Source organism: Asanoa sp. WMMD1127 (assembly GCF_029626225.1).
In the GTDB taxonomy this organism is placed as follows: Bacteria; Actinomycetota; Actinomycetes; order Mycobacteriales; family Micromonosporaceae; genus Asanoa.
This window is the reverse complement of the sequence record NZ_JARUBP010000001.1, coordinates 1,672,113-1,695,676: the sequence shown is the minus strand read 5'-3', so window position 1 is coordinate 1,695,676 and position 23,564 is coordinate 1,672,113. Positions and strand designations below refer to the sequence as shown.

The following is a 23,564-nucleotide window of genomic DNA, read 5'->3' as shown; positions in this document are numbered from 1 at the left end:
TCACGCTCCGCATCCCTTGGTCGCACTCCCTGTGAGGCGTTAACTGGGCAAGATGTCGGAAGCCGCTTCGCTCACCTCTGCCATCCGGCGTGACCGGGTGCTGCGGTGGGCTGCGGGCGTCGGCGCCGCCTGGCTGGTCCTCTTCGTGCTCCTGCTGGTCATCGCCCAGGTGCACCCGTCGACCGCGCTCGTCGACCTGCCGTACCTGCTGCCGATCGTGGTGGCGGTCGGCGCGTCGGCGGTCGCGGCGGTGGTCACCACCGGTCGCACCCGCAGCGCCTGGGTCCTGCTCGCGGTCTCCAACGCGCTGTGGCTGGCCGGCGAGATCATCTGGGTCTACTACACCTACGTCGCCCAGCGTGGGCCACCGGCGGTCTCCAGCGCCGACCTGTTCTACCTGCTGTCGTACGTGGTGGCGATCCCGGCGATCCTGGTCGGCATCGGCAGCACCGGGCACCTGCGGCACATTCGCGGCCTGCTCGACGCCGGGCTGCTGGCGCTCGGGCTCGGCACGATCGGCTGGCAGGTGGCGATCTCGCCGTCGCTGCCACAGGCGCCGCGGCTCGCGGATTTCGTCGCGTTCGCGTACCCGTTGTTCGGCGTTGCCATCGTCACCACGCTGGCGGCGGTGGGCCTGGCCGGGCGGCATCGGCTGCCCGCCTGGGGAGCGCTGGTCGGTGCGGCGTTCGCGGTGGCCGGTGTCACCGACGCGGTGTACGCGTACTCGATCGCCACGCAGAACGTCGACGGCAACTGGATCAACATGGGCTGGCAGATCGAGGCGGTGCTGTTCAGCCTGGCCGCGGTCGCGGCGATCCGCCGTCCCGAACCGGAGACCCGCAAGCGCGACCGTGCCCGCGACCTGACCGCCGTGCCGCTGGTCGTCGCGGCCGTCGCCGTCGCCGGCCTGATCCTCGCCGACCGGCTCGACGGAGGCCCGATCACCGGCGGCACCCTGGCGGTGCTCCTGGCGCTCTTCGCCGGCCTGCTGGCCAGACAGCTGCTCACCATCCGCGACCGCACCCGTCTGGCGGGTCAGCTGCGGACGGCCCTGCGCGAACAGGAACGGCTGGCCATCACCGACGGTCTGACGGGTGTCTACAACCGACGCTTCTTCCAGGAGATGCTGCGGATCGAGGCCGAGCGCGCGGAACGGGCCGGCACGCCGCTCAGCCTGATCCTGATAGACCTCGACGAGTTCAAGAAGGTCAACGACGGCTACGGCCACCCGGCCGGCGACGTCGTGCTGGCCCAGATCGCCGAACGCATCCGGGGCGCGGTGCGGGCCAGCGACGTGGTGGCCCGGTACGGCGGTGAGGAGTTCGGCTGCCTGCTGCCCGGCGTCAACGAAGAGGTCTCGGTCGAGATCGCCGAGCAGATCCGGCAGGCGATCGCCCGGGGCGCGGTGGGTGTCGGCCAAGGCCGCACCGTGACCCTGACGTCGTCACTCGGCGTTGCCACCGCCGGCACGCGGGACGCCCGTCCGGCGACCGAGCCCGACGGTCTGGTGCACGACGCCGACACGGCGCTCTACCGGGCCAAGGCCACGGGCCGCAACCGGGTCGTCGCGGCCGGCATGCTCAGCGACCCGGTGGAGTCCGACCCGGACCTGCCGATCGGTCTGGTCTGGCTGGCCGACCGGATCGACGCGCAGCTGAGCCCGCACGAGCACAGCACGGCGGTGTCCCGCTGGTCGCTGCTCGTGGCGGAACGGCTCGGCCTGGACATGACGGCCCTGCGCCGGGTCGCGGCGGCCGGCCGCCTGCACGACATCGGCAAGGTGACCGTCGCCGACTCCGTGCTGCGCAAGGCGACGCCGCTGACGCCGGTGGAGTGGGAGCAGCTGCGCCGCCATCCGGGGGAGAGCGCGCGGCTGCTCGACGAGCTCGGCCACCGCCCGGACCTGGCGGCCGTCGTGGGCGCGCACCACGAGCGCTTCGACGGCACCGGTTACCCGCGCCGCCTGGCCGGCGAACAGATCCCGATAGAGGCCAGGATCGTCACGGTCACCGACGCCTGGGCCGCGATGCTCGCCGACCGCCCGTACGCCCCGGCGCTGTCGGTGCCGGACGCCCGCGCGGAGATCGAGAGCGGCCGCGGCACCCAGTTCGACCCGGCGGTGGCCGATGTCTTCCTCGCGCTGGAAACCGAAGGCCTGATCGGCGACCTCTCGCCGCGGGAGCCCTCAGGGTCTGTTTGGTAAATGGAGCCGGGCTGCGGCGAGGCCCAGGCGCCGCCTGGAACCACGCCGGTCACGGCCACATACAACACCGGTATCCGGCCGCGCCCGGTGCGGCCCCAGCCGACGCCTGGGCCTCGCCTCGCTCCGACCCCACTTACCAAATAGACCCTAGCTTCGTGAGCGGGGCAGGCAGTCCTTCTTGTACTTGAGGCCCGAGCCGCACCAGCAGGCCGCGTTGCGCTCCGGCGGCCACGGGATGTGGGCGCCAGGCTGGGCGGACAGCTCCTGGGCGTACCGCGCCTGGATGTCGTGGTCGGTCGGGTCGCCCTCGCGGCCGCGCGCGTAGCCGGTCAGGCCCTCGGCCGACGCGCGCAGCACGCTCAGGCCCGGGCCCGCCTGCCGCACGAGGTGCCGCTCCAGGCGCGCGCGGTGCTCGTCCCAGTCCGCGCCGAACGTCTCGGCCAGCGCCGGATCCAGCCGGTCGAACTCCGCCTTCGGGAAGAACAGCAGGTCCGCCTCCGACGGTGACCGGTCGTCGCCACGCTGGGTCAGCCGCGCCTCGAGGCGGTCGGCGAGATCGTCCTGGCGGTCGTGCGGCAGGTTCAGATCGCGGCGCACGCGGTGGCGCTGCTGCAGGAGGAAGAACGCGACGCCGGGCGCCTCGGTCGAGCCGACCTCCGCGCTGTCGGCGCGGTCGCCGAGCAACGTGTCGGCCGCCTCGCTCAGCCACTCCTCGGCGGTCGCGGTGCGGCCACCGGCGTCCAGCGCGGCGCTCACGTAGGCCGGCGCGTCCGGCTGCTCGGTGAGCAGGGGGCGCAGCGCCGTCACGGCGGCCATCGCCTCGTCGTCGCGGCCGCCGAGACGGAACAGGATGCGGGCCCGCAGGGCGCTGGCGAAGCCGAACCCGGGAGCATCCTCTTCCGGGTACGCCGCGACGGCCCGCTCGGCGTACTGCAGCGCGGCGTCGAGCCTGGACCGCACCTCGGCGATCTCGGCTGCCAGCGTCAGCGCGAAACCGGCGTCCGCCTGCTCGGCCAGCCGGCCCTCGTCGACCGCTTCGGCCAGGTCCGCGGCCACGCCGAGCGGGTCGGCCATGCCGAGCGCCGAACGACGCAGGTCTTCGAGGTCGGCACTGGTCAGCACGTTTCTTGTCTGCACAACTTTCACCGTACGTCGGTCCGGCGGCTGATCAACTGTTATGCGTGTCTCCCCGCGCCTAGCTCTGGTCTCACCAGACCCGATAGTCTCTCGCGCAACAGCCTGAACTGCCCACGATGGAGGTCAAGGTGTCCGGTTCGGACAGTGAGTCGGTGGCCCAGCTCGACACCGGCATCCCGCACTCGGCGCGCCTCTGGAACTACTGGCTCGGCGGCAAGGACAACTTCGAGGTCGACCGGGCGGTGGCCGACCAGATCCTGGCGATGGTCCCCGAGATGGTCGGGTCGGCGCGGGCCGACCGGGCGTTCCTCGGCCGGGCCGTGCGTCACCTGGCCGGCACCGAGAAGATCCGGCAGTTCCTCGACGTCGGCACCGGCATCCCGACCGCCAACAACACGCACGAGGTCGCCCAGTCGGTGGCGCCCAACAGCCGCATCGTCTATGTCGACAACGACCCGATGGTGCTGGTGCACGCCCGCGCGCTGCTGACCAGCCACCCGGAGGGCAGCACCGACTACCTCGACGCCGACCTGCGCGACCCCGAGGCGATCATCGAGGGCGCGAAGCGGACCCTCGACTTCGACCAGCCGATCGCGGTGATGCTGCTCGGCATCCTCAACTTCGTGCCCGACGACGACGAGGCCGCCGACCTGGTGCGCCGGCTGGTCGCCGCGCTCCCGTCCGGCAGCTTCGTGACGATCTCCCACCCGACCACCGAGGTCAACGGCCCGGTCATGACCGAGGCGCTGCGCCTGTGGAACGAGGGTCCGGCGGCCAAGATGGTGCTGCGCAGTGCCGACCAGGTGGCCCGCCTCTTCGGCGACCTCGAGATGGTCGAGCCGGGCGTGGTCAGCTGCTCGCAGTGGCACCCGGACGCCGGCGAGTCGGCCGAGGAGGTCCCCCACTACGGCGGCGTGGGCCGCAAGCCCTGATGCCCGTCCCCGAGGACGACATCCTGGCCGCGTACGCGGCCGGCCAACCGGTCAGCGTGATCGCCGCCCGCTTCGGCGTCGATCCGGCCAGGGTGGAGTCGATCGTGGACCTCCACCTGCCGCCCACCGGCCTCCAGGTCCCCGGGACGCGGGTCCTGGTGGCCGTGGGCCTGGGCGTCCTGACCGGGTCGCTGTTCCAGGTGCTCGGCGCACGGACCGGTTTCGCGGTCGTCCTGGGTCTCATCGCTGCGGCGATCGCCCTGCCCATCTTGGCGTCGCTCGCCCCACCCAGGCGCTGACGTTTGGCCCGCGTCTTCGTCTCCCACCACCAGCTCCAGGTTGCCGCGGGTTGGGAGGCGCGCATCGGCAACCTGGCCCTCTACACGGTGGGGGACCGGCTGGTGCACCGCACCGGGCGCAATGAGCTCACCGTGCTGACGGGCCCGCACACCGGCGAGGTCGAGGTGGCCGTCCAGGTCCTGACCGAACCGCCGGGGCCGGACGCCGACGAGTGGGACGCGGTCTCGGAGGCGACACTGTGGTGTCCGGACGGCCGGATCACCGTGCGAGGGCTCATGGGTGACTGTCCCGACGAGTTCGCGGACATCCCCGTCGGTCGACCGGGTCTGCTCCGGGTACGCGCGCGGGCGCGTGACCGTCATTACGAGGATGTCCCCGCCCCGCCCGGGCGGCCCGAGCAGCACGAGATCGTGGTGTGGCCGGTCGACGAGGATCTGGGCCACGTGACGACCCGGGCGGACCAGGTCGCGGGGTTCGAGTGGCCGGACCGGCCGCCGGGTCGCGCCGCCACCTGGGCGCTGTCGTCCCTGGCTGCCCTGGCCGCCCCGGACCCGCGCGAGGAGGCCCTGCGCCGCTTCGCCGCCCCGCGGGGCGCGCAGGTCGACGAGTCCGTGGTGACCGTGCGCCGGAACCGGGACGTGCCGGCCGGCATCGCTGCCGACGTGGTGCGGGAGGCCGCCCACCGGTTCGGCTTCCTGGTCTCAGCCGACGTCCTGGTGTTGCCCGTCGGCGATCTCGCGGTGCGGTTGACCCCGGCGCGACCGGCCGGCGGCACTGCCTTCGCCGCCGAATGGCGCTGGATCGCGGGCTCGGGTCAGGTGCCGGATCCGCGTCCGAGCCAGGTCGCGATCGAGGCGGGCCTCCACGGCCTGACCGTCGTCCATCGCGACGTGCCGGCGTCGCACGCGGTCCTGCTCGGCCTGGTCTGGGACTACCTGCTCGACCGGGCCATCGCCGGGTGGACGGCGCCACTGCCGTGGCTGGCGGAGTTCGCGGCGCGGGAGGCGGAGAGCGCGGCCAAGGCCGAGGCTCTGCGGCAGAGCAAGGAACGCAGCTTGGCGCGGACGTGGGGCGGGAAGGTGCCCAGTGAGCGGGTGCGCCGCCTGCCCGCCAACGCCTGGGCGTTGTCCAACCTGGACCGTGAGCTGCTCGACGCGTTGGCCGACGCGCCGCCGGTGGAGCAGCGGGTGGTCGCCCGCTGGGCCGCTCGTCAGGCGTGCGCGATCGCGGGCCTGGCCGGCATCGACTGGATCGCGGCGGGGCTCGACGCCCTCGACGGCGACGGCCCGCTGCCACCGCCGTTCGATCAGCCCGAGCGTGCGTGGGAGCGGTTGTGGTCCGACCCGCGGGTCCCGCAAACAGTGGTGACGACCCCGACGGGTACGCCGAACGCTTCACGGCAGGCGATGGCGTTCCCGGTCGTCACCGCGGCCGCCCACGAGGACCCGCTGGCCGCGGCCGTCGACACGCTGGTCGCCGCCCTGTCGGCCCACGGTGCGCCGTATGACGTCGTGACGTCCGCCTGCCGCGCCCGGTTTCCGGGGCTGGCTCCGGGTTAGTCGTCGTCCTCGTCGTCACCATCGTCGTCGTCACCGTCGCCGCCCGGGCAGGCGGTGAGGCTGAGTACGGCCGCGGTGCCGCCGGCGATGGCGAACGTGCGGCCGAAGAAGGCGCGCCGGCTGATCGGGGCGTCGCGGCGGGGGCCGCTCTTCAGGTCGTTTCGAGGCTCGTCCATCCCGGCATGATGGCATCCCCGCGGGGCCGGCGGGAAGCGATCGATTGACATGGAATGGTGTGCCACTTAGCGTGCGCCTGGAACGTCGTTCCATGTGTGGAGGTTTCGATGGGTCAGGCGGCAAGGACGGTGCGCGGCGTGGCGATCGGGTTCGCGGCCGGTGCGCTGGCGGCGGCCACGGCGTGGGGCGGCATGCAGGTGGTGCGGACCGGCGGATCGCTCCCGTTGCAGGGCGATTCGTTCGCCGCCGGCGACGGTGCGTCGCCCGACCAGTTCAGCGCCGGCGAAGGCTCCCACTGGAACGTGCTCAACTGGGGACCCGGCGCGGTCGCGGCGGTGCCGGCCTCATTCGGCAAGGACACCGTCGACGCGGGCGGGCGTACGGTCAAGCAGGTCTTCGTCTCGTCCCAGGCCAACCCCGACGTGGGCACCGCCGCCAGCGTCGTCAACATGTCGCGCTCCGACGACTCCGGGCTGTCGTTCCTCACCACCCAGCGCGACTACCCGACGACCGCGCTCAACATGGTGCGGCTGCCGGACGGTTCGCTGCTCGGCATCGACTTCATCCCCGAGTGGGCCGACGCCCAGCACAGCCACGTCAACCTGATCGTCCGCACCTCCAAGGACGGCGCCAAGTGGTCGACCATCAAGGCGCCGCTGACCATGCCGCCGGACAAGCCGCTCGGTCCCGTCTCCAACGGGCTGCGGGTGCACCGCGGGCCGCTCGTGCTCGCGGACGGGACGCTGCTGGCGCCGGCCTACACGGTGCTGGCCGGGACGAGCCGGCAGATCTCGATCGTGCTCCAGTCGACCGACCTCGGCCGCACGTGGTCGCTGCGGTCGGTCATGCCGGGCGGCGCGACGCCGGGCACCAACGAGGTCGGCTGGAGCCGCACCTCGGACGGCCGGCTGACGGCGGCCCTGCGTACCACCGACAATCCCGCCCGGCTCGTGCAGACCTTCTCGACCGACGACGGCCGCACCTGGGCCGACCCGGTGCCGCTGCTCGGCCCGGACGGCGCCCAGGTCACCGGCATCTACCCCGACCTGGTGCTGCAGCCCAACGGCACGCTGCTGCTGTCGACGGGCCGGCCGGACGTACGCGTGCTGGTCAGTTACGACGGCACCGGCCGCACGTGGAACACCCAGCGGACCGTGTTCGCCAACTACCCGTCGACCGGCAACAACGGGCGGTACGACGGGACCAGCGGCAACACGAGCATGGAACCGGTCGGCGCCAGCCGTTCCGTGCTCTTCCACGACCAGTGCGCCGCCTGGGGTTGCGGGGCCTACGACGAGCAGATGGGCATCAGCGCCCAGTACGTGTCGGCCGTGACGCCCGGCGCCGGCCGCATCGACGTCATGAGCAAGCTGCTCGACGGGACCGCCACCCTCGCCGGCACGTTCGCCAAGCGCGCCAGGGCCTTCCCGGAACGGCGGCCGCAGGGCGCGTTCGACGGCAGCTCGGCGCCCAACGCCGCGGCCGTGCTGACCGCCGGCCGGCGGGACGCGACGGAGCTCGTGCTGAAGCTGGATCGCAGCTACCGCCTCGACAAGCTCGGCCTGATGCTCGGCAACGGCCAGCCGCAGTCGGCCACCGTCGCCCTCTCCGCCGACGGCGTCACCTGGTCGGCCCCGGTCGTCACCGCGGTCGACCGCCGCGACTGGGCCATGCGCTACACCTCGTTCCCCGCGCAGGAGGCCCAGTACGTCAAGGTGACCGGCCCGGCCGGCGTGACCACCACGGTGACCGAGCTCGAGGTCTACGCGGCGGGCGTCGACACCTTCGAGAACGACAACCCGTTCGCGGTGCCGCGCGGCTGGACCGACGCCGAGCACGCCTGGGTGACCGACGTCGCGCCGAACCCGGCGTACGCGGAGTTCGGCGGCTACCACAGCGCCACCGCGCTGCGGCTCTGGGACAAGTGGACGGACGCCGACGCGCACATCACCCGGCCCTTCGCGGCGACCGCCGACGTGTCCGCGAGCCTGCGGTGGGGCTACTCCGACCCGCGTACCCGCTTCACGATCGGCGTCGGCGGTGGCGGCGCCGCCGGTTGGACCTTCGCGATCGTTGCCGGCGCGACCTCGACGGCGCCGCAGTCGGTGCAGGCCTTCGACGGCCGCGCCTGGACGACCGTCGGCACCCTGAGCGCGCTCGTGCCGGCCAAGACCTACGTGCCGATCTCGGTCGAGGCGACCGGCGGCTCGGCGACGCTGACGGTCAACGGGCAACGCTTCACGACGACGGTCCGCGCCGGCGCCGCCGACACGTTCGACGCGCTCACGTTCACCACGGGCGACCCCGGCGAGTACGGCGGCATCTACTACATCGACGACGTCACGCTCTGAGCCGGCGGCCCAGCGGTCGAGCTTGTCGGCTCGCCGAGGCCGCCGGCCGTCGGGTTCAGCGGGCGTGGCGCAGTGCCCAGTCGAGCGCGAAGTCGGCGATCTTCTCCCACCCCTGTTGGGCGGGCAGCAGGTGGGCGTATCCCTCGTACTCCACGTGCTCGGTGATGGTGTCGGACTGGTAGTGCTTGACGTTGGAGCGCTGCACGGCCGGTGGCATGATGTGGTCTTCGCTGCCGGAGATGAACAGCAGCGGCGCCCGGTTGTCGTTGCGGTAGTCGACCCAGGTGTCCTGATGGCCGGGCTGGAAGTTCGCCAGCACCCCGCCCCACAGGATTCCGCCGTTGGCCGGGATGTGGTAGCGCTCGTAGCGGGCCTTGGCGTCCTCATCTGTGAAGGTGTTGGTGAACGCGTACTTCCACTGGTCCAGGGTCAGGCCGACCGACCGGTGCCGGTTGGCCGGCGACTTCAGCACCGGGAAGGTCGACTTCACCTGCGACAGCGGCACCACCCGAACCCCCTCGGTGGGTGCCGAGTTGAGCGTGACGCCGGCCGCGCCGTAACCGTGGTCGAGCAGGATCTGCGTGAACGCGCCACCGGCCGAGTGCCCCATGATGATCGGCTGACGGTCCAGGCCCTTGATGACGCTTTCGAGCTTCTCGATAATGCCCGGGACCGTGACGGCCGTGATGATGTCGGGGTTGGCGTTGAGCGCCTCCACCTCGACCTCGAAGCCAGGGTAGCCAGGCGCGATCACCCGGAACCCCTTCTGCTCGTAGTGGGCGATCCAGTGCTCCCAGCTGCGTGGCGTCACCCAGAAGCCGTGGACGAGCACAATGGTGTCGGGCTTGTGTGTCACGGTCATGCTCCAGACTCGGTGAGAAACTCGAGCAGGTCGGTGCCGAGCTGCTCCTTGTGTGTGTCAGTGATGCCGTGCGGCGCGCCCGCGTACACCTTGAGGGTCGCGCCCTTGATCCGTGCGGCGGACGCCTTGCCACCGACCTCGAACGGCACCACCTGGTCGTCGTCACCGTGGATCACCAGGGTCGGCACGTCGATCGCGTCCAGGTCGGCGCGGAAGTCGGTGGCCGAGAACGCCGCGACGCACTCGAAGGCGTTGCGGTGCCCCGCCTGCATGCTCTGCAGCCAGAAGGCGTCGCGGATGCCCTGCGAGACGTCCGCACCCGGCCGGTTGTGCCCGAAGAACGGCCCGTTGGCGAGATCGCGGTAGAGCTGCGACCGGTCGACGAGCGAGCCGCTCCGGATCGCGTCGAAGACCTCCACCGGCACGCCGCCGGGGTTGTCCGGGGCCTGGACCATGAGCGGAGGCACCGCGGACACGAGCGCGATGCGGGCGATGCGGGCGGTCCCGTGCCGGCCGACGTAGCGCGTGACCTCGCCGCCTCCGGTCGAGAACCCGACGAGCGTCAGCTCGCGCAGATCCAGCGTCTCGATGAGCGTGGCGAGGTCGTCGGCGTAGGTGTCCATCTCGTTGCCCTGCCAGGTCTGCGTCGACCGGCCGTGGCCGCGCCGGTCGTGTGCGATGCAGCGGTAGCTGCGCTCGGCCAGGAAGAGCATCTGTGCTTCCCAGCTGTCGGCGTTGAGTGGCCAGCCGTGGCTGAAGAGCACCGGCGTTCCGGCGCCCCAGTCCTTGTAGAAGATCTGCGCGCCGTCGGCGGCGGTGACGTACCCCATGACGTTCTCCGTTCGGTCGGGCGCGCTCAGCGGACGGTCGCCGCGGCGCGGGTGATGAGGTCGGCGGCCACGGCGGGCTCGGACATCATGGCGACGTGCGAGGCCCTGACCTCGACCGTGCGGGAGTGCGCGCGCTGGGCCATGAATCGCTGAGCGGCGGCCGGGATGAGGTTGTCGTCGCGGGCCACCAGGTACCAGCTCGGCACGTCCCGCCACGCCGGTGGGCCAGACCGGTCCTGGAGGGTGTGCACGTCTCCGGGGCGCTGTGTGGCGGCCATGACGGCGGTGACCGACTCCGGCAGGTCGCCGGCGAAGATCTGCCGGAACAGGTCGGCCTTGACGTAGCCGTCGGCACTCGGCGAGCCGTCCGGCCGGGTGTAGGGGCGCAGGTCGAGCGCCTCGAGGCCGAGCTTCGAGCCTGGGAACTTCGTCTGTAGCGCCTCGAGCGTTTCGCCCTCGTCGGGCGCGAACGCCGCGATGTAGACCAGTGCCTTGACGGCCGGGTTGCCGGTCGCCGCATTGGTGATGATGATGCCGCCGTACGAGTGTCCGACCAGGACGATCGGCCCGGTGATGGTGCGCAGGAACTCGGCGAGATAGGCGGTGTCCGAGGGCACGCCGCGCAACGGGTTCGCCGGAGCGACGGTCGGATATCCGGCCCGCTGCAGCCGGCGGGTCACCTCGGCCCAGCCGGAGGCGTCGGCGAACGCGCCGTGCACCAGCACGATGGTGGGCTTCGGTCCACGACGGCTGCTGGCAACGGCCGGCGTGGCCGCCACCGCGCTCAGCGCCGTCCCGGCGAGGAGCGCCGCGGATCCGGCCAGGACCGCGCGACGAGTCGTTTCAGGCATGGTGGTTCCTCTCCAGGGTTGAGTGATCGACCAGGTCGGGCGATGGTCGACCGTCCGATCCGCGTGCCAAGATCGCCGCGAACGTCGCCCGGCCGTTCGTTGCGGGAGGACCGTATGCAGCGCGACACCGCGAACGACTGAAGAAAAAGTGAGGACGACGCGACCGATGGAGCCCGACGTCCGATTCACCGTGCTGGGACCGGTCCGGGCCTGGCGGGACGGCGTGGAGATCCAGCTCGGGCCGCCGCAGGTGCGGAGCCTGTTGGCGGTTCTGCTCGTCCAGGCGGGCCGGCCCGTCGGGCTCGACGCCATCGTCGACCTGCTCTGGGGTCAGGAACCGCCGTCGACCGCCGTGAACGCCCTGCACGGCCACGTCGGCACCCTGCGACGGCTGCTGGAGCCCGGCCTGGCGCCTCGCCGCCAGGGCAGGTGGCTCGTGCGATCCGCGGGCGGTTACCAGTTCTCCGGTGACGAGCACAGCCTCGACCTGCTCCGGTTCCGGGGGCTTGCCCAGACCGCCCGCGACGACCTCGTGGGCGGTGACGACGTCGGGGCGGTGCGGCGGTTCGCCGAGGCGCTCGACCTCGTGCAGGGCCGTTGCGCCGCGAACCTCCCCGCGTCGGTGCGCGCCGATCCGGTCTTTGTCGGCGTCGACCGGGCGTGCGCCGACGTCGCCCGGGAGGCCGCCGACTGCGCACTGCGGGCAGGGCGTTCAGAGGCGGTCGTCACCGCTGTGCGGATGGCCGCTGACCGCGATCCACTCGACGAGTCGTTGCAGGCTCGCCTCATGCTGCTGCTCGCCGCGACCGGCAGGCAGGCGGAAGCCCTCAGCGTGTACGAACGTGCGCGCGCTCTCCTGGCCGACGAGCTGGGCATCGATCCCGGCGCCGAACTGCGCGCCGCCCACACCACCCTCGTGCGGGCGGCCGCCACCGCGCCGACGTCCACTACCGACGTCAGGCGGATCCCGCCCACGAACGCGATCGTGCGGCCCGCTCAGCTTCCAACGGACCTGGCGACCTTCACCGGGCGACGCGACGCACTCCGCCGGGTCCTGGATCTGACACCCAGCGGCGCACGGGCCCAGATCGTCAGTGCCATCAGCGGGATGGCCGGCGTCGGCAAGACCACGACCGCGGTCCACTGGGCCCACCGTGTCGCCGACCGCTACCCCGACGGCCAGCTTTACGTGAACCTGCGGGGCTTCGACCCCGGCGGGTCGGTGATGCGGCCCGACGAGGCGCTGCGGCATTTCCTGGACGCCTTCGGCGTGGCGCCGGAACGGGTGCCGCGCACGGTCGACGGCCAGGCGGCGCTCTACCGAAGCCTGCTGGCCGAGCGGCGGGTCCTCATCCTGCTCGACAATGCCCGCGACGCGGAGCAGGTGCGCCCGCTGCTGCCAGGCAGCCCGGGCTGTCTGGTGATCGTCACCAGCCGCGACGACCTCGCCGGCCTGGTCGCCACCCACGACGCCCATCCGATGTCACTCGACGTGCTGTCCGAGGCCGATTCGTACGAGCTGCTGGTGCAGCGACTCGGCCGGCACCAGGTGGATGCCGAACCCGATGCGACAGCAGAGATCATCCGGCGGTCAGGGTGCCTCCCGCTGGCGCTCGCAGTGCTGGCGGCCCGCGCGGCGTTGCGCCCCTCGCTGTCGCTCGGCGACGTGCTGCGCGATCTCACGGCCGACGACGACGCCTTGGACACGTTCGCCCACACCGACATCGCCGTCGACGTCCGGACGGTCTTCTCCTGGTCCTACCACGCCCTGACGGTGGCCGGCGCCCGCCTGTTCCGACTGCTCGGCCACGCCCGGACCGGCGACGTCACCGTGCCGGCCGCGGCCAGTCTCGCCGCGGTGTCGGAGCGTCAGGTTCGGTCACTGCTCGCGGAACTCGTCCGCACCAGCCTCGTGAACCAGACCGGACCCGGCCGGTACGCCATGCACGACCTGCTGACCGCCTACGCCTCCGAACTGGCCGCCGACACCGACACCGACGATGACCGCCGGGCCGCCCTGCGCCGGCTCTTCGACCACTACCTGCACACCGCGATGGCCAACAGCAGACAGGTGAACCCGCGGCCGGGCATCGACGTCGAGCCGCCCGTCCCGGGGGCCATCGTGGGCGGCGAGCGGGACCGGGAGCACGCGCTGGCCTGGTTCACGCGGGAGCGGCCGGCGCTGCTCGCCGCCGTCACCCGCTCCGCGGCGACCCTCTTTCCCGGCCACACCTGGCGACTGGCCTGGGCGATGGGGCCGCACCTGCACTGGCGCGGGCATTGGGCCGACTGGGTCATGACCCAGGAAGCGGCGCTGGCCGCGCTCGAGGACACCGACGAGACGCTCGGCAAGGCACACGTCAACAGTCAGCTCGGCCTGGCCTACACCGAGTTCGGCCGCTACGACGACGCCCGCGCACGGTTGCAGGAGGCGATCGGGCACTTCGCGAGCCTGCACCACCACACCGGCCTCGCCGAGGCGTACCGCCGACTGGCCGGGATCTCGTACAAGGAAGAGCGCTATGACCAGGCCTTGGCCGCTCTCTCGACGGCGTTCGAGCAGTGCGTCGCCGGTGCGGACCGGCTCAGCCAAGGTCACGTGCTGAACTCGATCGCCTGGGTGCAGATCCTGCGCGGCGAGCATCAGCAGGCCCTGGAGAGCGCCGAGCAGGCCCTTCCGCTGATCGTCGAATACGGCAACCTCCAGGGCGAGGCGGCCACCCGCGACACGCTCGGCCATGCCCTGCACCACCTCGGCCGCTACCAGGAAGCAGCAGACTCCTACCGAGCGGCCATCCGGGTACGACAGATCACCGGCGACCGCGTGTACGAGGCGAACACGCTCCACCGCCTCGGCGACAACCACGCCGTGGCCGGAGAACCGGACCTGGCCGCAACCACCTGGCGAGAAGCGCTCGCCATCATGACGGACATCGGCCACCCTGACACCGACGCGGTGGCCGCCAAGCTGACGGACATCGGGCGGTAGCGCCGAGCGTCCGGGCTGGTTGACTTGGCGGGTGGATCGTCAACGGCTGAGCAGCATCGCGCACACGCACCATCCGATCGCCGCGCCGGTTTCGGAGGTCAACGTCAACCGGCTCCTGCGGCGGACGGGCCGGCAACCGGGGGCTCGGGTGCTCGACCTCGGCTGTGGGGAGGGTGCGTGGGCCTTGCAGGCCCTCACCCACTACCCGGATGGGCACGCTGACGGGGTCGATCTCAGCCCGTACGCCCTCGAGCGCGCGCAGGCCGCCGCGATCGAGCGCGGCCTCGCTGACCGGTTGGCTCTGCATGAACGCGACGCCCGGTCCTACGTGCCGGATGGGGACTACGACCTGGTGCTCTGCGTCGGGTCGACGCACGCGTTCGGGGGATTCGCCGGCACGCTGGAGGTGGCTGGACGACATGTGCGTCCGGACGGCGTGCTGCTCGTCGGTGACGGCTTCTGGCAGAACCCACCCACTCAGGCGGCTCTGGCTGCGCTGGACGCGTCCGAGGATGACTTCACCGATCTCGCCGGTTTGGTCGATGTCGCCGAGAAGGCCGGTTGGTGTCCGGTGTACGCCCATATCAGCGACACCACCGAGTGGGACGACTACGAATGGTCTTGGGCCGGTTCGCTAACCGACTGGGCCCTCGACAACCCTGGCCATCCTGACGCTGCTGAGGTGCTCACCGTCGCCCGCGAGCATCGTGCCGGCTGGCTCGGCGGATACCGCACCGTCCTGGGGTTCGCGACCTTGGTGCTGCGCCGCGGCTGATCCCGCCGCCCCGCGATCTGAGATCGCCGCCGTCAGGAGGAGCGGATGACGTCGGCCTGGCGGACCCAGCCCTGCTGCGACGCGTACCAACCCAACTGCATGCGGCTGCGGACGCCGGCCAGGTCGGTCAGGTGGCGTAGGCGGCGTTGGAAGGAGCGGAGCGACAGGTCCAACTGCGCCGCCACCGCCTGGTCGGAGAGGCCCGCGATCAGCAGTGACACGATCCGCCGGTCCAGGTCGGTCAGTTGGTCCGTCTCGACCTCGACGATGGGCGCGGCTGACGCCGACGACTTCGGCAGTTCCAGCGGATGCGCCCGGTTCCAGACCGCCTCGAACAACGCCTCCACCGCCGCCAGCAGGCCGCTCTGCTGCAGCAGCACCGCGCCCGGGGTGCCGCCCGGTGTCATCGTCAGCGGGACCAGGGCCAGGTCCGTGTCGGCGATCGCGAGTTTCATCGGCAGCTCGTCGACCACCCGGAGCTCGACGCCGTGGTTGAGGGAGTCGACCGTTTCCTCGACGCCGCCCGGTTCCTGGAGGACCGAGCGTTCCAGTACGCCGCGGAAGCGGACGCCGCGGTCCACCGCTGCCGATTCCGCCGCGTTCTCGCCAAGCGGCACGGCCACGAACGGCGCCGTGATGAACACCCGTAGCTCCGTGCGCGCCGCCTGCTGCAACTGTGTGAAGCGGTGCCGGATGGCGTCCGTGCCGGTGACCACCTCGATCAGCTCGCCGATCGTCTGGCCCGCGACCGCGGCCCGATATTCTTCCGCCAGCGTGACGAGCGCCTGCTCGGCGACCCGCAGCGCGTCCCGCCGCTCGGTAATCAGCGCGCCGAGTGCCACCGCCGGCGGGGCCGCGCAGTAGCCGTCGACGCCGGCCCGGTTGACCAGGCCCCGATCCGCGAGTCGCGCCAGCGCCTCCGCCACCGTGGCCGCCGGCGACGGCTCGAGCACCTCGACGAGCTGCGTGAGCGTCGCGCTGGGCCGGCTGAGCAGCGCGCGGTAGACGCCCTCCTCGTCGGCGTCCAACCCCAGCGCACCCAGCATCGGCAGAGTATGCGTCACCAGGTGCGCCGGGGAAAGACCGGCGAGGAGCTGAACTACCGCACGCCGTACGCCCGGACGATCTCCTGTTTGATGCTGTAGCCGCTGCTCATCTCGGCGCCGGCGCGCACCGACACGAAGCCGGCCGGCGCCCGGAACGTCCCCTTCCACCAACCGTCGTCGCCCCGCGTGAGGGTGACCGTGCGCCAAGTGGCGCCGTCGTCGCTCGAGATCTCCAGCCGCACTTGGGTCACGTTGCCCGGCAGCGTGCCGAAGTCCGACGAGCGGGGACGCAGCGCGATCTCCTGGCTCCGGTTGGCCCGGATGTCGCCACGCAGGTCCGTCGCCAGCCGGTAGTCGAGATGCATGACCGAGAACGGCTCGAAGTTGTCGGAGTCGACGGTGTTGGACCGGAAGGTCCATTCTGTGTGCGTGCGCGTCGACAGCCGGAACGGCGACGCCGGCCGCTCCGCGTCCAGGACCGCCCGGTAGGGCAGGTCGCCGGCCGGAACCTCGACCCATTGCATGTCAGCGCTGTAGGGGTTGTCGTGGATCAGCGTGTCGCCTTGGAACACCTGCAGGTGGGTGGGCGTGGCGCCCCACGGCAGGTAACCGCCCAGCCGCATCGTGTCGCTGGACGAGCTCCACGGCTGCACGTTCCAGGTCAGGTAGTTCTCCCACCGCGAGTTGATCACGCCGAACGAGTCACTGAAGCCGGGTCCGACCGCTGGCGCGAACCAGTCGAGTCGGGTCGTCGCGCCCTTCGGGAAGGTGTTGACCCCCGACACGACCTCCCACGGCAGGTCGCCGCCGATGTTCTGCGCGTGCGACTCGACCCAGACCTGCTGCGGAGACACCCATTCGGTACGCGTGCCCGGGTGCCACTCGCGCTCGTGCGAGCCCAGCGACGGGGTGAGCGTCAGGTCGTAGCGGTAGCCGGACCCCTCGCCGTCCACCACGCCGTGGTAACGGGCGTCGATCCTGGCCAGCTGGTCGTTGCGGGGCTCGTAGACCAGCGGACGGTCCGGCACACGGCCCGGGTAGTCGCGGGTCAGGTCGTACACGAAGTCGCTGTAGGCCGACTGTTCCAAGAGGACGGACGCGTTGGCCTTCGCCAGCGCCGCGAGGAGCACGCCGGTGTCGCGGTGCACGGTGGCGACCGGGATGGGAGCTTCGCCCACGTACTCCATCAGCCCGCCGACGCCGTTGTTGACGACGACCAACGCCTTCGCGCCGGCCGCGACCGCGGCGGAGGTGCGCTCTTCGGCGGTGACCGCGTCGCTGCGCCGTACCACCGCGACCTTGCCCTTCGCGTCGACCCGGGCGTAGTCGGCGGCGGCGCCGTTGCCCGCGTAGACCAGGCGCGTCCGGTCGGTCTGTCCTTCCTGGACGGAGCTGCCCGGCTGGACGAGCGTGTCGAACGGCAGGAGGCCACCGAGCACGCTCAGGCCGAGCGTCGGCTCGCCCTTGCGCCAGCGGGTGGTGAGCATGAACCGACCGTCCGTCAGCTCCTCGGTGGGCGACACATAGAGGTCGTCGTACATCGGCGGGATCGCATAGGCGCTCCGGTATTCGAGGCCCGTGCCGTCGACGATGCTGAAGTCCACTTTGCGCTGCCGGTCCTCGGTGCGCTGCGGCGCCTTCGTCCGCAGCAGGCGGGCCTTGCGCGCGTCCAGCACCACGGTCGCCGACTTCTCGAGCACGGTCTCCGGGTCCACCAGCACGGCGAGGCCGGACCGGTCCGCCTTTTCGCCGGCCACGTCGAGCGAGGTGGAGACGGCGTAGGTGCCGGCCGGCATCCGCAGGGTCGTCGTGCCGTCGACGAACACGGTCGACGGCCACGGGTCGCCGGTCTTCGTCACGACGACCCACCCGGCCACCGGTTTCCCGTCGCGGCCCACGAGGCTGACCGTCAGGTCGTAGCGTTCGTCCTCTTTGATCAGTGCCACCGACGACCGGGTGACGGCCTGGCCGGTGGCCGCGTCCACGCCGACGACGTAGCCGACGAACCGGCCGTAGCCGACCGCCCGCGGATCGCCGGTGACGCGCACGGTCGCCTGCCCGCCGGCCGGCACGGTCACCGTCGACGCCGAGAGGCTGAAGGCACCACCGGGTGCGGTCAGGTCCAGCGTCACGTCGGTGGCGCCGTCGTTGCGATACACCAGGTCCTTGGTGACCGGGCTGTCGGTCGGCTCGTGCGGCCAGTCGTAGTTGCCGAAGAACAGCGACGCCGTGCCGCTCACCGTCCGCCGCACGGCGCCGGCCACGTCGAGGCGACCGGTGCCCACCTGGTACGGCGAATAGTCGTCGGCGAGGCCCTTGGCGGTGCTCATCAGGTGCTGCTTGATCTGCGTGCCGGCCCAGTCGGGGTGCTGCTGCGCCACGATCGCCGCCGCGCCGGCCACGTGCGGGGTGGCCATCGACGTACCGCTGATGCTGCGGTAAAGCCCTTCCCCGCCGTCGGTCATGTCCTGCGAGCGGGCCGCGGTGATGTCGACACCCGGCGCCGAGATGTCGGGCTTCAAGCCACCGGAGTACGCGAGCGGGCCCGTACTCGAGAAGTCCGCGAGGTTGTCCTGCTTGTCCGTCGCGGCGACGGTCAGCGCGGACGCCGCGGCGCCCGGCGTGGAGATGGTCTCGGGGCCGGCGTTTCCGGCGGCGACCACGAACAGGGTGCCGTACTCGGCGGAGAGCGCGTCGACCGTCTGCGACATCGGGTCGCTGCCGTCGGTGGGGAACGTGTCGCCGAGGCTCATGTTGACGACGTCGGCGCCCGACTCGGCGGCCCACTGCATCCCGGCGATGATCCAGGAGTCCTGCCCGGATCCCTCGTCACCGAGCACCTTGCCGACGATGAGGTCGGCGCCCGGCGCCACACCCTTGAGCTCGCCGCCCGAAGCCGCGCCACTGCCGGCGATCGTGCTGGCCACGTGGGTGCCGTGCCCGTTGACGTCATCGATCGACTGGCCGGGCACGAAGCTGGCGGTACGGTCGATCCGGCCGCTCAGGTCGGGATGATCGGCGTCGACCCCGGTGTCGAGCACCGCGACCGTGACACCCGCACCGTCGTAGCCCGCCGCCCATGCGTCGGGCGCACCGACCAGCGGGACGCTTTCCTTGAGGCTGGCCGTCACGCGACCGTCGAGCCAGAGCTTGGTCACGCCGGCTTGGAGCGTCGCGGCCCCGGTCGTCGGCGCCACGGCGGACCAGAACGCACGCGCCTGCCGCTTGTCGGCGTCGAGCGCGGCGCCACGGATGCTGGCGAGCTCGCGAACCAGCCGGCTGCCCTTGGGCGGCGCGGGCTTCGCCCGGGTCTTCGCGGCGGCATAGGTGACGATCAGCGGCACCCCACCGGCCTTGGCGTCGTCGTAACCCATCTCGATGAGATCGGTGACGTTGAACAGCCGCCGGTCGAGCCGGTTGGCCCCGAGCAACGCGACGGCCTCGTCGGGAATGACGTAGAGATCGCCACCGACCTCCTGCAGGCGTACGCCACCGACGGCGTCGTCGGGCCGGTCGACATCGGCGATCTGCCGACCGTCGGCCGCGGTGCCGACGGTGACGACGTCGCCGGTGACCAACGTGACCTTGTGGGTCACGGACGACACGGGCGCGGGCGGCGCGGGCCGCGTGGGGCCGCCGAGCGCCGGAGCCTGCGGGACAGCGACCGCCGCGGCGACGAGCGCCACGGTGGTGGCGGCCGCGACCAGCCTGCGGCACCCACGTCCGGACGGCGATGAGGGGATTGGCATGCCAGAGGTCTAAACGGTCGGCGGGCCGAGAAGAAGGCCTGCCGAGGACGAGCTTCCGCCATGGCGGAACCCCGCCACCTCCGTCGCGTGTCCGCTTCCGGACACGGTGCCGCTTTATCGGTGGCTGTCGTTAGGTCGGTCGCATAGGTTGGCGGCAGGCGCGGCGAAGGCGGGGTCGGCCATGCGGGTTGCGGCGAGGCGCGGCAGTGTGCCGGATGCGGTTGCCGGCGATCCGTTCCGTGACCTTCGGGCCCTGATCGAGACCCTGCCCGTGCCCTCCGCGCCGCCGACCTACACCCAGCGCGAGGCCGCCCTCGGTCTCGCCCTGATGGACCTCTCGCTCCGGCTCGACCACGTCCCGCGCGTCGCCGAGCATCTGACGTTGATCGACCGTGGCCACATGACCCGCTCCGTCAGCGTCGACGTCGACCTGCAGGCGATCGCCGGTGCCCAGCGGCGCCGGATCGTGGCGCCGACCGAGGCCGGGCACGGCACCTCGCTCTGGATTCCGGTTTCCCGCTACAGCCGCAGCGACCTCGCGCCCGTCGTGGTCAAGGACTCGACCGGCGCGGTCGTGCCCCGGTTCACCCACCGCGACTCCAACCGGGTCACCGCGGCCGCGTTCGTCCGGCTGTTGTCGATGTTGATCGACGCGCACCGGGACGTGACGATCAGGGACACCGTCGTGCACCGGCTGCGGCACACGCACCAGCGCTCGCGGTGGCTCGTGGAGGCGGCCATCGCCGAGCTGGTCAGCGCCGGCTCCCTGCCCGAGCGCGGTATCCGCACGCCCCTCGACTACGCGCTGCTGCCGCCGCGGGCGCCGGGTGACCGCGAGGTCGACGCCCGGGCCGTACGCGATCTCGCGCTGGCCGGGCTCGACGAGCTCTGGCCCGCCGACGGCCGCAGCGGCACCCGGCTGCCGTTCGCCCACCTGCTCAGCCTCGCCTGCAGCCAATACATGCTGATCGTCCTGCTCGACGCCGCCACGCCCCGGCGCTACCTCGTCTGGGACGCGCCGCTGCTGCCGGGGCGCCGGCCCAGCGCACCCTGGCAACGCTTCGTGCAGAGCGTCCTGCCCGTCAACCGCGAGTTCGTCGTCGAATACGAGACGGCGATCCCGCGTGCGGTCGGCGCCTACCACCTCACCGTCGAGGTCAACGAGGAGGTGAGTGTCCGCCGGTTCGTGATGTCCAGCGACGTCGACGACGACTTCGTGCAGACGCTGACCCAGGACGTCGAGATGCTCGCCGAGGCGAGCGCCGGTCAGGCCCCGCATCGCAAGCTGCTCGAGCTCGAGCTGCAGGGCATCGCGTCGCGGCTCGCCGAGGTCGGCCGGCGGCGGTTGACCGACCTGACCAGCTACCGCCGCTACATCGCGGAGCGGCACCGGTCGCTGGGCGCAGTCGCGCCGCGGGTCGATCCGCCGGCGATGGACAGCGACGAGGTCGTCGCTGCACTGGGGCGCGGCGACTGCTCGGTTCCCGTGCTGGCCGCGTTCGCCGCCCACTACTCCGCCGACGGTCTGCGGCATCTCGCCCGCAGTCCGCTCGCCGGCCCCGCCTTGCCCGCGCTGGCCGACGGCATCCGGCGCTTCCAGCTCGGCCACGACATCACCACCGACAACGACCCGCGCGAGCACGGCGCGCACGCGCACTGGCGCCGCCCCAACATCGACCTCAGCCCGCATTCCACCGAGCCCGTACGCGCGGTCGCCTACCTGTCGCTCGCCGATGAGGCGCCGGCCCTCATCGAAGCGATCACCCGCGTGGTGGCCGGCCTGGCGCTGGTGGTGCTCGGCATCGGCACGCTGCTCACCGGCGGTCCACAGTGGCTCTACTCGGGCGAGATCCGATCCGGCTCCATCCCGGAGCAGGCTGACGCCGTGGTGGCGGTGCTGCTGCTGGTGCCCGGCCTGCTGATCGCTCGGCTCGACCTGCCGAGCACCCATTCCGTGCTCGGTCAGCTGCGCCAGTTCCAGCGCTCGCTCGCGATCGCGTCGGTGGTGGTGACCACCGGCCTGGCCATCGCCGCCGGGGCCGTGCACACCGACCACGCGATCACGCGGGCGTTCCAGCTCGGCATGGCGGTGCTCGGGCTGATCCTGCTGTGCTGCCTGCTCGAGTTCGTGTCTCGGCGGGCGCGCCGGCGCAGCCCCGTGCCCCGATCGGCCCGCCTGCCGCGCTGGCTGCGGGCCACCGAGCGGCGGCAGCGCCGGACCTACGCGCCGGACGCCGTCTTCGACGCACGGGGGGAGGTGTGAGATGCGCACGTCGAGGTCGTCGGAGCTGGCGCGGATCGCGGCCGAGGCGGCGGGCGCCGACACGTCGGCCGTACGCCTGCGGGTCATCCACGGGCCGGCCGGGCTCGCGACCGCCGGGCTGACCAAGCCGGTCCCGGCGTTTGACCCACCGCTGCACGACCTGGCGCAATGGCCGAGCGACTTCTGGCTGTTCTCGGTCGCCGGCCTCGCCATGTCCGTCTGCGCCTGGCCGACCGCCGCCACGGTTTTCAGCGAGCCGTTCGAGCTCGGCGCTCCACATGCGACCGAACGCCCCGACACCTTCGCGTACGACGGTTTCTCCGTCCCCAACCCCGGCTTCCTCAACGAGCCCAACCGCCGGATCGAGGCGCTGCTGACCCTCAACAGCACGCACTGGGCACCGTCCTATCGCGACTGCCTGGTCACCGGAGTGGTGCTCGCGCAGACGTGCCAGCTCGCCGTCGACCGCGGCCGCGGGCCGATCGTGCACCTGCACTCACCGGTCGCGCCGTTCATCGACCAGCAGGTTTCGGCCCGCGGCGACGGTTCGCTGGAGCGGCTGAGAGACGCGTTGGGCCCGTGCGTGCGCCTGTCGGCGCTGGTCGACCCGCACGAACCGACCGCCCGGCTCGACTTCGAGCAGGGGCTGGTCGCGCTGGCCGAGGAATACGGACTGGGCCTGAAACTCAACGACCGCCGCTTCAACCGCGTACCCGGTGAGTGGTTCACGATCCGTGGCTTCGACCGCGAGCGCTACCGGCAGGTGCGGGCCCGGATGTTCCCAGAGACGCCGATGCACCTGCCCAAGCACGCGATGATCGCCAGCGTCATGGGGCCGGCCCGGCTGGGCATGGCGGCCGACGTGATCGCCCGGATCCGGGCCAACGGCGTCGGCGTGCTGGCAGCGGCCGTGTCGAGCGTACGCAAGATCGGCTTCATCAACCTCGTCCTCCCGCTCGGCGACGGCGCGGACGTGGCGGCACCGGCCTGGTCCGGGCACTGGGACGACGCGGTCAAACTGATCGCGGAACGCTGCCGCACCTACGACGCGGACGGCGCCGACCACAGCGACCACGACGCGTTCGCCGGCTTCAAGGTGGCGCTGAGCCCGCCGATGCGTTGCTCGTTCCCCCAGTCGAGCCGGCGGACCGGCGCGTCGGTCACGGGCCGCGTGCCCTACCCGCTGTGGTTGCGCTGGGACCTGCCCAACCGCACGGTCGGGTCACCGCTCCTGCTGTCGATGGTCGAGCAGAACCTGGCGCCCTACGCCGAGCACACCGAGGTGGCGTACGCGCAAGCCCGGGTCGGGCGCGGCGATCTGGTCCGCGGCCGGGCCAAGCTGGTGGTGTTGCTGGCGCAGGCGCCGCGCGACGTGGCCGACGCCCAGGCCGTGCTCGACGAGGTCGCCGAGCGGGTCCAGGAACGCACGCTGGAGCAGCTGTCCGACACCCGGCTCGTGGGCCCAGGCCGGGTCCGGCTGCGGCTCTCCCCGCGCGAACGCTGGCTCACACACGCGGGCGTCTCCGCGTAAGCTTTGAAG

General features: G+C 72.0%; 16 protein-coding genes. 9 read left to right on the top strand and 7 right to left on the bottom strand.

The features are described from left to right. The first annotated feature begins 52 nt into the window (after positions 1–52). Positions 53–2,203, top strand: a complete 2,151-nt coding sequence (locus O7635_RS08150) for a diguanylate cyclase (protein WP_278079805.1) — start codon at positions 53–55, stop codon at positions 2,201–2,203. A gap of 147 nt (positions 2,204–2,350) precedes the next feature. On the opposite strand, the gene O7635_RS08145 is transcribed toward O7635_RS08150, so the two are convergent. Then, complete coding sequence (locus O7635_RS08145) at positions 2,351–3,340, bottom strand: SEC-C domain-containing protein (protein WP_278079804.1); 990 nt, start codon at positions 3,338–3,340, stop codon at positions 2,351–2,353. A gap of 116 nt (positions 3,341–3,456) precedes the next feature. On the opposite strand from O7635_RS08145, the gene O7635_RS08140 reads away from it, so the two are divergent. The 3 genes from O7635_RS08140 to O7635_RS08130 are packed head-to-tail and all read left to right on the top strand — an operon-like array spanning position 3,457 to position 6,131. Continuing rightward, positions 3,457–4,272 carry an SAM-dependent methyltransferase gene (locus O7635_RS08140; RefSeq protein WP_278079803.1) on the top strand — a complete coding sequence of 272 codons (816 nt, stop codon included), beginning with the start codon at positions 3,457–3,459 and terminating at the stop codon, positions 4,270–4,272. After that, positions 4,272–4,571 (top strand): helix-turn-helix domain-containing protein, encoded by a 300-nt coding sequence (locus O7635_RS08135; protein WP_278079802.1) that lies wholly within the window; start codon positions 4,272–4,274, stop codon positions 4,569–4,571. Before O7635_RS08140 ends, O7635_RS08135 begins: the two co-directional genes overlap by 1 nt. A gap of 3 nt (positions 4,572–4,574) precedes the next feature. Next, positions 4,575–6,131 carry a hypothetical protein gene (locus tag O7635_RS08130; protein WP_278079801.1) on the top strand — a complete coding sequence of 519 codons (1,557 nt, stop codon included), beginning with the start codon at positions 4,575–4,577 and terminating at the stop codon, positions 6,129–6,131. On the opposite strand, the gene O7635_RS08125 is transcribed toward O7635_RS08130, so the two are convergent. After that, positions 6,128–6,307 (bottom strand): hypothetical protein, encoded by a 180-nt coding sequence (locus O7635_RS08125; RefSeq protein WP_278079800.1) that lies wholly within the window; start codon positions 6,305–6,307, stop codon positions 6,128–6,130. The two genes, O7635_RS08130 and O7635_RS08125, sit on opposite strands and share 4 nt — an antisense overlap. A 138-nt stretch (positions 6,308–6,445) precedes the next feature. Between O7635_RS08125 and O7635_RS08120 the strand changes: the two genes are divergently transcribed. Further along, positions 6,446–8,659, top strand: coding sequence for an exo-alpha-sialidase (locus tag O7635_RS08120; protein WP_278079799.1), 2,214 nt, complete (start codon positions 6,446–6,448; stop codon positions 8,657–8,659). 55 nt (positions 8,660–8,714) lie between these two features. Here the strand turns inward: O7635_RS08120 and O7635_RS08115 are convergent, their stop codons facing one another. Genes O7635_RS08115 through O7635_RS08105 form a run of 3 tightly spaced genes read right to left on the bottom strand, consistent with a single transcriptional unit; the run spans position 8,715 to position 11,202 of the window. Next, positions 8,715–9,521, bottom strand: coding sequence for an alpha/beta hydrolase (locus O7635_RS08115; protein WP_278079798.1), 807 nt, complete (start codon positions 9,519–9,521; stop codon positions 8,715–8,717). Continuing rightward, positions 9,518–10,351, bottom strand: coding sequence for an alpha/beta hydrolase (locus tag O7635_RS08110; RefSeq protein WP_278079797.1), 834 nt, complete (start codon positions 10,349–10,351; stop codon positions 9,518–9,520). Before O7635_RS08110 ends, O7635_RS08115 begins: the two co-directional genes overlap by 4 nt. Before the next feature lie 26 nt (positions 10,352–10,377). Further along, positions 10,378–11,202 carry an alpha/beta hydrolase gene (locus tag O7635_RS08105; protein WP_278079796.1) on the bottom strand — a complete coding sequence of 275 codons (825 nt, stop codon included), beginning with the start codon at positions 11,200–11,202 and terminating at the stop codon, positions 10,378–10,380. Between the two features lie 166 nt (positions 11,203–11,368). Between O7635_RS08105 and O7635_RS08100 the strand changes: the two genes are divergently transcribed. Both O7635_RS08100 and O7635_RS08095 read left to right on the top strand, forming a co-directional pair. Further along, positions 11,369–14,191: a BTAD domain-containing putative transcriptional regulator gene (locus tag O7635_RS08100; RefSeq protein WP_278079795.1), complete on the top strand. Its 2,823-nt coding sequence runs from the start codon at positions 11,369–11,371 to the stop codon at positions 14,189–14,191. Positions 14,192–14,222: 31 nt separating this feature from the next. Further along, positions 14,223–14,966 carry a class I SAM-dependent methyltransferase gene (locus tag O7635_RS08095; RefSeq protein ID WP_278079794.1) on the top strand — a complete coding sequence of 248 codons (744 nt, stop codon included), beginning with the start codon at positions 14,223–14,225 and terminating at the stop codon, positions 14,964–14,966. A 32-nt stretch (positions 14,967–14,998) separates the two neighbouring features. On the opposite strand, the gene O7635_RS08090 is transcribed toward O7635_RS08095, so the two are convergent. Both O7635_RS08090 and O7635_RS08085 read right to left on the bottom strand, forming a co-directional pair. After that, the gene (locus tag O7635_RS08090; RefSeq protein ID WP_278079793.1) at positions 14,999–16,012 is read right to left on the bottom strand and encodes a helix-turn-helix domain-containing protein; all 1,014 of its coding nucleotides are present in this window, start codon (positions 16,010–16,012) and stop codon (positions 14,999–15,001) included. A gap of 53 nt (positions 16,013–16,065) precedes the next feature. After that, positions 16,066–19,761 (bottom strand): S8 family serine peptidase, encoded by a 3,696-nt coding sequence (locus O7635_RS08085; RefSeq protein WP_278079792.1) that lies wholly within the window; start codon positions 19,759–19,761, stop codon positions 16,066–16,068. A 208-nt stretch (positions 19,762–19,969) separates the two neighbouring features. Between O7635_RS08085 and O7635_RS08080 the strand changes: the two genes are divergently transcribed. Together O7635_RS08080 and O7635_RS08075 are read left to right on the top strand one after the other, a co-directional pair. Further along, positions 19,970–22,024: a hypothetical protein gene (locus tag O7635_RS08080; protein WP_278079791.1), complete on the top strand. Its 2,055-nt coding sequence runs from the start codon at positions 19,970–19,972 to the stop codon at positions 22,022–22,024. Position 22,025: 1 nt separating this feature from the next. After that, positions 22,026–23,555, top strand: coding sequence for a hypothetical protein (locus tag O7635_RS08075; RefSeq protein WP_278079790.1), 1,530 nt, complete (start codon positions 22,026–22,028; stop codon positions 23,553–23,555). Positions 23,556–23,564 lie beyond the last annotated feature (9 nt).